The 14,427-nt window shown below is 41.4% G+C and carries 6 protein-coding genes and 1 pseudogene; 3 read left to right on the top strand and 4 right to left on the bottom strand.

Annotated features, from left to right (window positions below; all coding sequences use genetic code 11):
• The first annotated feature begins 8 nt into the window (after window positions 1-8).
• The 3 genes from RM347_RS21015 (at window position 9) to RM347_RS21005 (ending at window position 8,926) form a co-directional block, all read left to right on the top strand.
• Complete coding sequence (locus tag RM347_RS21015) at window positions 9-5,960, top strand: trifunctional serine/threonine-protein kinase/ATP-binding protein/sensor histidine kinase (protein ID WP_322715882.1); 5,952 nt, start codon at window positions 9-11, stop codon at window positions 5,958-5,960.
• Between the two features lie 203 nt (window positions 5,961-6,163).
• Window positions 6,164-7,966 (top strand): sensor histidine kinase, encoded by a 1,803-nt coding sequence (locus tag RM347_RS21010; RefSeq protein WP_416211860.1) that lies wholly within the window; start codon window positions 6,164-6,166, stop codon window positions 7,964-7,966.
• Between the two features lie 174 nt (window positions 7,967-8,140).
• Window positions 8,141-8,926: a Uma2 family endonuclease gene (locus RM347_RS21005; RefSeq protein WP_322715880.1), complete on the top strand. Its 786-nt coding sequence runs from the start codon at window positions 8,141-8,143 to the stop codon at window positions 8,924-8,926.
• Between the two features lie 117 nt (window positions 8,927-9,043).
• On the opposite strand, the gene RM347_RS21000 is transcribed toward RM347_RS21005, so the two are convergent.
• The 4 genes and pseudogenes from RM347_RS21000 to RM347_RS20985 form a co-directional block, all read right to left on the bottom strand.
• The gene (locus RM347_RS21000; RefSeq protein ID WP_322715879.1) at window positions 9,044-11,566 is read right to left on the bottom strand and encodes a caspase, EACC1-associated type; all 2,523 of its coding nucleotides are present in this window, start codon (window positions 11,564-11,566) and stop codon (window positions 9,044-9,046) included.
• 30 nt (window positions 11,567-11,596) lie between these two features.
• On the bottom strand, window positions 11,597-11,974 hold the full coding sequence (locus tag RM347_RS20995; protein WP_322715878.1) for a hypothetical protein: 378 nt from the start codon (window positions 11,972-11,974) through the stop codon (window positions 11,597-11,599).
• Between the two features lie 417 nt (window positions 11,975-12,391).
• Window positions 12,392-14,077, bottom strand: a complete 1,686-nt coding sequence (gene ilvD / locus RM347_RS20990) for a dihydroxy-acid dehydratase (protein ID WP_322715877.1) — start codon at window positions 14,075-14,077, stop codon at window positions 12,392-12,394.
• Between the two features lie 167 nt (window positions 14,078-14,244).
• Window positions 14,245-14,427: pseudogene (locus tag RM347_RS20985) on the bottom strand (hypothetical protein); the annotation flags it as partial.

The raw sequence follows: 14,427 nt of genomic DNA, 5'->3' as shown, positions 1-14,427 counted from the left end.
GATCGAGTATGAATACAGCATTTGAGCCGATGGACAAGCTTTTAAACTATCAAATTAGTGAGCAACTTTATGCAGGCTCAAGAACCTTGGTTTACCGTGCAATTCGAGAAACCGATCAACTTCCGGTTGTCATCAAACTGCTCCAGCAGGACTATCCTACCTTCAACGAACTGCTGCTGTTCCGTAATCAGTATACGATCGCTAAAAATATCGACTTACCTGGTATTGTTCATCCCTATAGTCTGGAACCTTACCGCAACAGCTATGCTTTGGTAATGGAGGATTTTGGCGGCATTTCCCTCAGAGATTGGATCAACCAAAAAATGGGGAGCAACCAATATACTCTGACAGAGTTCTTGGACATTGCGATCGCTCTGAGCAATATTCTTGACGGACTCTATCACCATCGGGTTATTCACAAAGATATCAAGCCTGCTAATATCCTCATTAACCCGAAAACCAAGCAAGTCAAGTTGATTGACTTTAGCATTGCCTCTCTTTTACCTAGAGAAAGCCGCGAAATTCACAGTCCTAATGTCTTAGAAGGTACTCTTGCGTACCTTTCCCCGGAACAAACCGGGCGGATGAATCGCAAAATTGACTATCGCAGTGATTACTACTCCCTCGGCGTTACCTTCTATGAATTGCTGGCTGGACACCTACCCTTCGAGTCTAACGATCCGATGGAGTTGGTTCATTGTCATATTGCCAAGCAACCGGAAAAATTAGGAGGCAGGAGGCAGGGGGCAGGAGGCAGGAGGCAGGGGGTAGGGGACAGGGGGGAAGAAGAGATTCCCGAAGTTGTTTGTGACATTGTAATGAAATTGATGGCGAAAAATGCTGAAGATCGCTATCAGAGTGCATTAGGGCTGAAATTTGATTTAGAAAAATGTTTGTCTCAATTTCAGGAAATTGGCTCAATTAAATCCTTTAAATTAGGTGAGCGGGATATTTGCGATCGCTTCATCATCCCAGAAAAACTTTATGGTCGCCAAGACGAAGTTGAAAGTTTATTGGATGCCTTTGAGAGAGTCAGTCAGGGAAGCACTGAAATTATGTTGGTAGCAGGCTTCTCTGGGATTGGCAAAACTGCTGTGGTGAACGAAGTCCACAAGCCAATTGTCCGACAACGGGGTTACTTCATTAAAGGTAAATTTGACCAGTTTCAACGCAATATCCCCTTCTCTGCCTTTGTGCAAGCCTTTCGAGACTTAATCAGGCAATTACTGAGTGAAACTGACACTCAATTCGAGCAGTGGAAGTGCAAAATTCTCTCTGCTTTGGGTGAGAACGGACAAGTGATGATTGAGGTAATTCCAGAACTGGAAATTATGATTGGTAAACAGCCTCCTGCGCCGGAACTTTCTGGTAGTGCAGCACAAAATCGCTTCAATTTGCTGTTTTTGAAGTTCACTCAAGTCTTCACTGCATCAGAACATCCATTGGTGATCTTTATTGATGACCTACAATGGGCAGATTCTGCTTCTTTAAAGTTAATGCACTTGTTAATGAGCGAAGCTGACATCGGCTATCTACTGTTAATTGGTGCTTATCGAGATAATGAAGTCAACCCAATACATCCGCTAATGCTGACTTTGGAAGAGATTCAGAAGTTAGATACTACAGTCAATACGATTACCTTAGCTGCCCTCGATCGGGTTTCTATCAATCATTTGGTTGCAGATACATTGAGTTGCTCCTTAGCTTTAGCCACACCCTTAACAGAATTAGTATTGAGCAAAACCAAAGGTAATCCTTTTTTCAGCACCCAGTTTCTGAAAGCGCTACATCAAGATCAATTAATTACATTTAATTTTGACGGTGGTTATTGGGAATGTGATATTGCTCAAGTGCGATCGCTCGCTCTGACTGATGATGTAGTAGAGTTTATGACAATTCAACTTCAAAAGTTGTCAACAAAAACTCAAGAAGTCTTGAAGTTAGCGGCTTGTGTGGGAAACCAATTTGATTTAGCGACATTAGCGATCGTCCATGAAAAATCTCAGGTGGAAACAGCCACAGACTTTTGGAAAGCTGTGCAAGATGGGTTAATTATTCCTACCAATGAGGTTTATAAGTTCTACCATGATGAGTCTGAATTTAGAATTCAGAATTCAGAATTTCAGCAACATAATTCTCCTAACTCTTGTTCTTATAAATTTCTTCATGACCGTGTTCAGCAAGCTGCCTATTCTCTAATTCCCGAATCTCAAAGAAAAGCTACTCATTTAAAAATTGGGAAATTACTGTTAAATAATACATCGCCTGAAACACTTGAAGCCAGTATTTTTGATATTGTTAATCAGATAAATGAGGGAATTGACATAATTGATGAACAATCCCAAAGAGATGAATTTGCTAAACTCAATTTCATTGCTGGCAAGAAAGCTAAAGGTTCTACTGCTTATAAAGCATCTGTAAAATATTTTACAATTGGCAGAGAACTCCTAATAGAACAAAGTTGGATATCCAACTATAAACTTACCTTTGAATTGCATCGTGAGTTGGCAGAATGCGAATATTTAACTGGCAGCTTTGAGCAAGCAAAGAGATTATTTAATTTAGCATTAAATCATAGTAAAGATAGGTTTGAACAAGTAGATATTTATAGAATTCAGATGTACCTGAAAATGACTCAGGGTGATATAGAAGCTAGTATTGAAGCTGGACTGAAAGGTTTAAGCATCATGGGGATGTATCTGCCAGTCACTTCTGAAGAACAGCAAGCTGCTATCGAAACTGAAATTCAAGAATTAAAAGTCAAACTTCAAACGGTTCGTATAGCAGATTTATTCGATCTGGCTGAGATGACAGATCCAGATAAAAAGGTCTGCATGGGTCTTTTAGCTGACCTTTGGGCAGCAGCATATATGGGAGGAGATCAACATCTCAGTTGCTTGGCTCCTCTATTAATGATCGGTTTATCGTTGAGATATGGCAATGCAGAAAGCTCTGGTTTTGCTTATTGTTTATATGGAATGAATCTGGCAAATCGAGGAAATTATCAAATTGCCTATGAGTTCGGTACGTTAGCACTAAAACTTGACCGTCACTTCAATAGCACCCAGTTTATTTTTAAGACCAATAACATCTTTGCACACACCACTAATCCCTATAATCAGCATTTAAAAACGAATTTGCCGCTTTCCCAGGAATCATTTCAAATATGTCAAGAAACTGGAAATTTGGTGTTTGGTGTCTGGGCGGTTTCGTTTCTGATTTGGGCAATGTTAATTAAGGGCGATCGCCTATCAGATGTCTACGCGAAAACTGAGAAATATCTAAGCTACGTAGAGCAGGTGAATGATGCCAATATGCTGTATGCATTTAGTTTACAGAGGCAGTTTCTATTGAATCTACAAGATATATCTAAAAATACCGATTTATTAGACGATCGCAATGACGAAGATATTCCCTATATCGAAGTGTGGAGACAAAAGAACAACTTTGAACATGGAATTAATTGGTACTGCTTTCTCAAAATCCAATTGTCGTACCTTTATGGTTGCTACGCAGATGCTGTACAAGCAGCAGAAGAAGCTGAGAAAACTCTTGGTTGCAACTCTGGTTTTTTTCCAATTATTCAATATCATTTCTATTATCCACTCAGTTTGGTAGCCCTCTATCCTAATGCAACATTAGAAAAGAAAAAGCAGTATTGGGACATTATCCGAGAGCATCAACAAACCCAGAAAGTCTGGGCGAATAATTGCCCAGAAAACTTTCTGCATCGATATCTATTGTTATCTGCTGAAATGGCAAGAATTTCTGGCAAGTATATGGATGCAATCGAGTCATACGATCGCGCCATTGCCAAAGCCAAAGAAAACGAATATCTCAACGAAGAAGCTCTCGCCAACGAACTCGCAGCCAAGTTTTATTTAGAATGGGGCAAAGAACGCATTGCCCAAGAGTATTTGATTAATGCTTACTATTGTTACACTCGCTGGGGTGCTAAAGCCAAAGTTGATGACCTAGAACAGCGTTATCCACAACTGCTAGCTCCCATCTTACAACAGATGCGTTCACGAAGTGACTCTGAAAGAGTATCGCCACTCATCCCCAATGAGACGATTACAAATATTGACAGCATTGCTACCTTCCACCCAAGCATTAATAAATCTGTAACCTCTAGCAGCAACATATCAGTAATGCTAGATTTGGCAACAGTTATGAAAGCTTCTCAGACTCTCTCCAGTGAAATGGAACTGGAAAAATTACTTACGAAGCTGCTGCAAGTGGTAATTGAAAATGCTGGAGCAGATAAGTGTGCCTTACTACTGCTCAAAGAAGGTAGATTGGTAGTTGAGGCGACTGCTAAAGTTGGGCAGCAATCAAGGTTGTTACAGTCCATTTTTGTAGAAGATAGCGCAGACATTCCCCATAGCCTAATTTATGCGGTTAAACGCAGCCTGCAACCTACCGTCATCCTTAATGCAACAGTGCATCCGATGTTGATGGCTGATCCCTACATCATGCGTCAGCAACCCCAAAGCTTGCTGTGTACACCGATTCTCTATCAAGGCAAACTGTTGGGGATTTTGTATTTAGAAAACAATCTTACTACTGGGGCGTTTACGAGCGATCGCGTCGAAATTCTCAATTTGTTATGTACTCAAGCTGCAATCTCCCTGGAAAACGCCCGACTTTATCAGCAAGCACAAGATACTCTAAAAAACCTGGGACAGACCGAACAATTTTTGCGGTTAATTATCGATAATATCCCCCAGTCTGCTTTCTGGAAAGACTGCAATTGTGTTTATTTAGGCTGTAACTATAAATTTGCTCAAATTTCGGGTGTAGGAGTGCCAGAAAATGTTATCGGTAAAACAGACTACGATCTTTGTTGGAATCGTGAGCAATCAGATTGGTATGTAGAGTGCGATCGCCGCATCATGGAGTCTGGACAACCTGAACTCAATATTATCGAAACATTGCAGCAAGCAGACGGAAAACAAATCTGGTCGAATACAAATAAAATTCCTCTACGAGATAGAGAAGGAAACGTTTTTGGCATCCTTGGCACCTCTGAAGACATCACCGAATACCACCAAGCACAACAATTGCTGCAACAGCAAAAACAACAATTAGAACAAGCTTTGCAAGAACTCCAAACGATGCAATTGCAATTGGTGCAGGGTGAAAAAATGTCTGCCCTTGGTAATCTCGTAGCAGGTGTTGCCCATGAAATCAACAATCCTGTTGGCTTTATAGCCGGTAACTTAGAACCAGCCAAAGATTATATCAAGGATTTATTTGGACTAATTAACCTTTATCAAGAGAAGTTTCCTAATCCCGACTCAGATATTAAAGACGAAATTGATGCCATCGACCTAAATTATTTACGTGAAGACTTACCTAAGTTGCTGGACTCGATGAAACTGGGTGTTAGTCGTATCCGCAGTATCAGTACCAGCCTGCGAACTTTCTCTAGAGCAGATAAGGATTATAAAGTTCCTTTTGATATTCATGAAGGTATTGACAGCACCATTCTGATTCTGAGACACCGTTTAAAAGCTAACGAAAACCGTCCGGCAATTGAGGTGGTCAAAGATTATGGCAAACTACCTCTAGTAGAATGCTTTGCTGGACAACTTAATCAAGTGTTTATGAACTTGTTAGCAAATGCTATTGATGCACTTGAACAATACAATGCAGAGCACACTCTGGAAGCGATTCTAGCCAACCCCAATTGCATCACTATTCAAACCCGTGTAGCCGGATCAGGTCAGCACATTTTGATTAAGATTGCCGACAATGGTGTGGGTATGTCACCGGAGGTTAAACAAAAAGTATTTGACCATTTGTTTACTACCAAACCTGTAGGCAAAGGCACAGGATTAGGATTAGCGATCGCTCGTCAAATTATCGTAGAAGCACATGGTGGTTCACTTTCTTGCACTTCAGAACTTGGACAGGGCACAGAGTTTGTCATTCAAATCTCTACTCAACAACATTAATTAAGTAAAAAGACATCTGATTTTTGCATTTTTACTTTGAAATTTTAACTTGTAGCAAGGCGAGAATGATGCTTAAATTGCGGAAAGGCTGGTTGAGAATCAACGACCGATGGTATGCGCTAACCGATAAAATTTACTACTTATTCAAATGGCGTAGGCGAAGCCCGTCGCAGACATCGCGAAACCTACTATTGTTATTAATTGTGGTGATTCTGTCCATTAGTATTAGCGCTACGGCCATCACTAGTTACAAGATTGTTAAGGGGTTATTGCTCGATAGTCTCAAGGAACAAGCATTGTTAAAAACACAGCAAGGTCAGGATGATATTGATAACTGGTTAGCCATTCGGAAGACAGAAATTAAGACTTTGGCAAATTCTCTTGTTGTGCGATCGCTGGATTGGTCTGTGATAGAACCTTACTTGCAATCTGAGGTGAAGCGGCTGCAAACGTTTTTACTCATGGCGTTGAGCATACCAGATGGTACATTAATGAATACTCAAGGCGATTGGCTCAATGTTAAAGATCGAGAATTTTTTCAGCGGAGTATGGTGGGTGAAACGGTAGCTACCGATCCAATTCTTGGACGCACAACCAATCAGTTACAGATTCAGATTAGTTCGCCGATTCCTGCCGAAACAGGCACAAAGCCAGCAGGCGTATTAATGGGAGGGATTCCGATTAACCGGGTAGTTGAGGTCATCAACAATTTACGTCAAGGTAAGGGCAGCTATGCCTTTGCGCTAAATTCTCAAGGAGTTCCCATCGCCCATCCCAACACGGAACTAATTGGTACACCTGAAAAAACCGCCCAGAGTTTCCTCAATTCTTCTAATCCCAGGTTAGTTGAAATTACGCAAGCAATGGTGGCTAAACGCACAAATATTGAATTGGCTCAACTGGATGGGAAGTGGAGCTATATTGCCTACACTCCCCTTAGAGAAGCAAATTGGTCAGTAGCGTTGATTGTGCCACAAGAAAATATTGAATCGCCATTACAGGCGTTGAACCTGTTGGCTACGGTTTTGGGAGGATTGCTAGTAGTTGGGTTGATCAGTGCATGGCGACAGGTGCAACTATATGAACAGATTCGCGATCGCGCCATTGTTTCCAGCCAGCAGGCGCAGCAACTCAGCAAAACATTGAAAGAATTGCAAAATACCCAAGCTCAACTTATCCACACCGAAAAAATGTCTAGCCTGGGACAATTGGTTGCTGGAGTCGCACACGAAATCAATAATCCCGCCAATTTTATTCATGCCAATCTTAACCATGCAAGCGTTTACAGCAAAGACATCCTCGATTTGCTAAAGCTTTATCAACAAACTTACCCAAATCCTACGCCAGAAATTAGCGATCGCGCCCAAGAACTTGATATTGAGTTTCTAGCAGAAGATTTACCCAAGCTAATGGCATCGATGCAAGTGGGAACCAAGCGCATTCGTCAGATTGTGCTATCACTGCGTAATTTCTCGCGCCTCGATGAAGCAGACATGAAATTTGTAGATATTCATGAAGGATTAGACAACACTCTGATGATTCTGAACCGTCGTCTCACAGCCACACCCAATCTACCAGAAATTCAGATCATTAAAAAATACGGCGATTTACCCCTAGTAGAATGCTACGCAGGGCAACTCAATCAGGTGTTTATGAATGTTCTAGTGAATGCAATTGATGCACTGGAAGAAGCTAGCCAAAAACGGAGTTTTGAGGATTTTAAAACTAACCCTAATCAAATTAAGATCCAAACCCAAATTGACAAATCAAGTCATTACGCGATTATTCAGATTTACGATAATGGTATTGGGATGTCAGAGGATGTTAAGCAACGGGTATTTGACCACATGTTTACTACTAAAGCTGTGGGCAAAGGAATCGGATTAGGAATGGCGATCGCCTATCAAATTGTTGTAGACAAACATCGAGGAACTATTGAAGTTGATTCTACTCCAGGATGTGGAACAGAGTTTACCATCGGTATTCCTTTAACAAGTAACAAGTAAAAAGTAAAAATTACTGATAACATCCAAGAGCGCCATCCAATTGTTGAATTAGTTAATAGATATGTACAGAAGTGTTTAACAATTGGGAGAAGTCAAGCTATGCGTAGTTTTAGAGATTGGGTGAAGAATAATTTATGATAGAAACCTAAGGCTTTCTGAGAAAGGCGATCGCTCATGACTACCGAAAACAACCCAAAAGCCATTCTAGACTGGGAACACCCTACACCGCCCACAGATTTAATTTTTGATGACGGAGAACCCTTGGAATCAAATCGCCACCGTATTGCCATGAATGTGTTGATTCGTTCATTGCAGCAAGCTTGGGCTGACCGGAATGATTTTTTTACTGGTGGCAATATGTTTATTTATTACAGCAGCGCCCAAGTACGTAACCAGGATTTCCGTGGTCCCGATTTCTTTGCTGTCCTGAATGTGGACGGGACTAATTCTCGTCAAGGTTGGGTAGTGTGGGAAGAAAATGGTCGTTATCCTGATGTGATTGTAGAATTAATGTCACCATCTACAGCCAAAATAGATAAGACTGTTAAGAAAGACCTTTACGAACAAACTTTTCATACTTCAGATTATTTTGTCTATGACCCCTTTGACCCGACTTCTTTGCAAGGGTGGCATTTAGATCATAATCAGCAATATCAATCTTTGACACCAAATGAGCGTGGTTGGTTGTGGTGTCAAAAGTTAGGTTTGTGGTTGGGAACGTATGAAGGAACAATAGACAGAGAAACGGCGGTATGGTTGCGGTTTTACGATGTAGCTGGCAATTTGGTTTTATTACCAGACGAAGCTGCTGCTGCACAAGCACAAGTTGCAGTCACGCAGGCGGAAATTGCTGTTGCACAAGCACAAGCCGCAGTTGCAGAAGCAGAAGCGGCTGCTGCACAGGTGGCTCGTTTAGCGGCTAGATTGAGAGAGTTGGGTGAAAATCCAGATATGTTGTGAGAAATTTTGGCTTTTTTGATGAGTTTATCGAGTTGTTATAAATAAAAACTGAGTGCGATCGCTATTTTTAAATGTCAGAATGGGTAAGTGCGATCGCTATTAAATAAAGCTTCAAAACTAAGGTTGAATCGGCACAAATTCATATTTATCAGTGCCAGGTATTTGTCGAACTTGGACTAATAAGATGGGTTTGTTGGTGCGATCGCCTGATTTAGTAAACTGAATTGTTCCTGTTGCACCATCAACTGAAAAATCTGGACTATGCAACACCTGTTTTAGTCCCTCACGAGTGTTATTTTGCTGCAAACCTTTACTAATCGCTAGAGTAGCATCATAAGCTGTAGCTGTTCGCCAGTTCACCGTAGCTTTCCATAATTTCTCCGAATTTTTAACAAAGTTTGAGTTGGAAGCATTACCAATATGCCATGGAATTGCTACTACCATTCCATCAGCTTGCTTCCCCAAAGAATTTAAAGTACTTTGTCCGAAAATATTATCTCCTCCCAGTATATATAACTTGCGATTATTAGCCCGAATTACTTTGTAAGTTTTGTCTAGTGTTTCTGAATCAGAGGCTAACATCAACACTTCTGCACCTTGACTAATCGCCTGTTTTACAGCAGTCTCTGCATTAAAATTACTTTTAGAGAAATTAAATTCTGCTTCTTTGAATACCTTACTCTCTTTTGGAAGATATTTAATAAACTCATCTGTTAGCGATTTACTATAAGAACTCCCAAAAACAAAAAAAACTGCTACCTTCTGTTTCTGCAAATTTTTCACCATGTACTTAGCTAATATTTGTGCTGCTACTTCATCACTAGAAACTGTGCGAAAAACATAGGAACTAAAATTAGAAATATTAACAGAAGTGCTAGTAGGAGAAATAGCTATAAGTCCTTCAGTGTTATAAACGTTGCCTGCTTCTAGGGTAGCATTGCTAGAAGCAGGGCCTACGACACCTAAGATTTCCTGATCTGCAACTAAAGCTTTCGCAATTTTTGTAGCAGTTCCTGGTTTCTCGTCATCATTGGCGATCGCTACCTGTAATAGCTTGCTATTAATGCCGTTATTGTTGTTTACCTCGTCTTGAGCTTGAGCTACACCGCGCAGTATCTCTTCTGCTAAATATGGATCGATAGCAATAGGTACGCTCACAGCAATTTTAAGCCAATTCCCTTTTTGACGAGCTTTAGCATTGTTCAAATAAATTAATGTTTCTGGGTCTCTAAAATTAGTTCTCCTATAATAAGTGAAGCTATCAATGGCAGTTTTACAATTACTATTAGCAAATGCTTTTACTCCAGTTTCTTTATCTGAATTTGTATATTGTTTTAATAAAACTTCTTCACCCAAGCTAATGCTGTCATTCAAACTATGCTCCTCTTTATTAGCACAGGAATCTCCTATATTTGAGGCTATCGTTATAGGTCGAAAAACGTATACTAAAGTACCACCAAAAACTACTCCGATTACTAATCCAATAATGCAAGTTCCTACATAGTATTTAAAATTCTTCTTTTGCGAATCCGAAGTATTGACAACTACCGGAGTTGCGGTCAGTGGCTGTTCGGCAATTATGGGAGCTTCGATTAAAGCTATATCTTCATCTCTAAGTCCTAATGCTTGCTGAAGACGTTTCAAATTAGCGCGAGTTTTATCACTGGGAGGAAACTCAAGTTTAATTTCATTGCGAAACGCCTGCTCATATCGCTGCAATTTTTTTTTGTAGACTTCGATAGGCGCTAAAACTTTAGTTTCAATTGCAGCAGCCTCTATCGGTGCTAGTTGTAGTTCTTCTTGTAACCCTTCCAATGCAACACGACCAGTAGCAGAAATTTCACCATTACCACTTTCTACCCAATAATCAACTTCCCGACGATATTTGAGGTTGGGATCATCAATAGGTGCTCTTGCAAGATTGATTTTATAGCCTTCTTTAATAGCATATATCTCCGGTTTCATTGCAGGAGCAGCTTCTTGGACTGCCTTGGTAGCATACTCATGCAATTCATCAACGGAAATCCAACCATCTTCATCACGGTCTGCTGCACCAGTCTCCAGCCCCTCAACTATGTAGCGGGTGTAGGTCGAGGTATCTGCCCCTTGCTGTTCAAAAGAATATTGGGTGGAAGTTGAAGATGTGAGAACTGCTCGCCCCTCTCCACCCAATTGGTTTCTGATATCCACAAAACCATTATCTTTTGCTGACAGACCCTCAGCAAATGCGCCACTAAAGCAACAATCAAGAATTACTACCTCGCGCCTGGAACGACTATTACTCATGACCTCATGCACAAAAATAGCTGGTACTGTTGTTGCTTTAACCAGCACTCCTTTGTCAGTTTTGCGGGTGTTACAAGCTGCGAAGTAAAGTTTACCACTCTCATCTTTTATGCCATGTCCAGAGAAGAACAGCAGCAAGAGATCATCTTTTTGACGATTATCAAACAAGGTTTCGATGGCAACCGCCATCTCATATTGTTGAGGATTTATCAGCAGTGTTACATCATCAAAACCACCAATCTTTAAGTGCAATAAAACTCGCTGCATTGCTTCGACATCTTTTGTCGCTGCTGGTAATGGATTCAGACCAGATTCATACTCACTAACTCCAATTAGCAGTGCTACTTTCGCCATCTTGCTATTCTTCCTTACTGCTGGAATTTCTTAGTTGCCTGCGATAAACTTTTGAGCTTGTTCAATGACGGCGTTTAACTCTTCCTGACTGCTAGCTTTCACCTTCAGTTTCTTGCCGTTAGCTTCGACTTCTAATTCAATAGTTTTGTTGCCCAAGCGATCGCCCAAAAATCCCAGCAATTTCTTAAAATTGGCAAGGCTCACCTCTGTCTGCAATACCCCTACCAGAAAACCGCCAACAGACTTGGCTCCTTCGGGTATTTCTGTAACTGCTACGAGTTCAGCGCTTTCTACATCTAAGTCTTTGATTTCTCGCAGTAGATTCCGAGTTTCCCGTTCTTGTTCCTCTGCATCTAAGTCTGGATTAGAAAGAGCGATCGTCAGTTTGACGTTAGATTCAGAACTCATTTTGTGCCCTTTTAGGTTTTTCAGCAGTTGATGGTCAATTGTATTTCTGTAGTATATCGATTGAGATCACATCTTCTATGTAAATTTCCTGAAACTTCTTCAAAATTTTTACAAAAACTCATAAAATTTAGGTAAAAATCTGGTATAAACATAGAATATCGGTTTTCAATAGCTTCAAAACTTAGAGGCAATCAACAGTATTTTATCTGACAAGTTATTTTGATACAGCAGTTTGTTTTACCACGCTTGCGATCGCAAAGTAAGTTACGAGTTTGTTCTTGCAACTTCCTTAGAGGCGATCGCTAGATCAAACTATTACAGGACGGCGTAAATTCAGCGACCATCTCAATTAACCAGACAAGGGGCTTAAGCCCCTTGTTAAAGGTAGGCAACCTTGCGCCACAGTTGTCAGGTTAATTAAAACAAGTCCAAATCTGTCACAGCACCAATACTGCTAGAAGATACCAATTTGGCATATTTTGCCAACACGCCTTTAGTGTAACGCGGAGCGGGAGGTTGCCAATTGGCACGACGACGGGCCAGTTCTTCTTCGGATATATTCAACTGCAACAAACGAGCAGGTGCATCAATAGTAATACTATCGCCTTCTTCTACAAGCGCGATCGCCCCACCAACTGCTGCTTCTGGAGCAACATGACCAACTACCATGCCGTAAGTACCGCCAGAAAAACGCCCGTCGGTAATTAATCCCACCGCATCACCCAATCCAGCACCGATAATTGCTGAGGTGGGAGCCAACATTTCCCGCATTCCAGGGCCGCCTTTAGGCCCTTCGTAGCGGATGATGAGAATATCACCAGCTTGAATCTTACCAGCCAAAATTGCATCCAAAGAGGCTTCCTCCGATTCAAATACCCGTGCAGGGCCGGTAATTATTGGTTTTTTCACGCCAGTAATTTTGGCGACAGCCCCTTCTGTTGCCAGATTACCTCTGAGGATGGCTAAATGTCCTTGAGCATACATCGGGTTATTCCAAGTCCGAATCACATCTTGATTGGCAGATGGTTCTTCTGGTATGTCTGCTAATATCTCTGCAATGGTTTGACCGCTGATGGTGAGGCTATCACCGTGTAATAAATCATGCACAAGTAACATCTTCATTACTTGCGGAATGCCGCCAGCTTTGTGCAAATCTGTAGCAACATATTTACCACTTGGTTTCAAATCACACAAAACGGGAACGCGGGCGCGGATAGTTTCAAAGTCGTCTATAGTTAACTCTACCTCAGCGGCACGGGCGATCGCTAAAAAGTGCAGTACTGCATTGGTCGAACCACCGACTGCCATAATCACAGAGATGGCATTCTCTATAGATTTGCGGGTGATAATTTGACGAGGCAAGATTTGTTTACGAATGGCTTCGACTAAGACAAATGCTGATTTTTCCGTGCTGTCGGCTTTTTCGGCATCTTCTGCCGCCATTGTCGAGGAATAGGGTAAACTCATCCCCAGCGCTTCAAATGCTGAAGACATGGTGTTAGCTGTAAACATTCCACCACAGGAACCAGCACCCGGACAAGCTCGACCTTCAACCTCTAATAATTCCTTTTCGTCAATTTTTCCAGCACTGTATTGACCAACAGCTTCAAAAGAACTGACTACAGTTAAATCGCGTCCGTTGTAGTGACCGGGTTTAATTGTGCCACCATAAACAAAGATAGCAGGGATATTCATCCGGGCCATTGCAATCATTGCCCCTGGCATATTTTTATCACAACCGCCAATAGCTAGTACACCATCCATACTTTGTCCAGTACAGGCGGTTTCAATAGAATCGGCAATCACTTCCCGCGACACTAGGGAATATTTCATCCCTTCAGTTCCCATTGAAATCCCATCGCTAATGGTAATCGTACCGAACACTTGCGGCATCGCCCCAGCAGTTTTAATCCCAATCTCTGCTCTTTGCGCCAGTTGATTTATCCCCATATTACAGGGAGTGATCGTGCTGTAGCCATTGGCAATACCCACAATAGCTTTGTTGAAATCTTCATCCTTAAAACCAACTGCACGCAGCATAGCTCGATTAGGCGATCGCTGCACCCCTTGCGTCACAATTTGGCTTCTTAAATTCTCCGACATCTTTTTTCCTTCCGTGGCATTATCGCAACTGTTGCGATTGTATTATCTGATTTTCTCATGCATACGTGGCGCGATCGAACTATATAGTGTGCGTCTAATTAGGTGAATAAAAAGGCGTTGCTGAATCAAAATATGAATCAGGCGATCGCTGGAATAAGACTTGTACCTCACATCGTGAGTGGCACTGAACCATACTTGAGATAATCTATGACCAGTCGAATAGAGTGTCTCAGCATTTCTTCTGACTTAGAATAACAAAAAGTTTTACGATGTGGCACTTGCCAAGAATAAATCAGCCCAGCCGTCGCTTTCGCCTTGAGGGCGAAAGCGCCTAAATCTCTCGGTTTTGC

Source organism: Nostoc sp. ChiQUE02 (genome assembly GCF_034531305.2).
Classification (GTDB): Bacteria; Cyanobacteriota; Cyanobacteriia; order Cyanobacteriales; family Nostocaceae; genus Nostoc.
The sequence above is the reverse complement of the archived record's forward strand: the minus strand, read 5'-3'. Positions and strand labels throughout refer to the sequence as shown.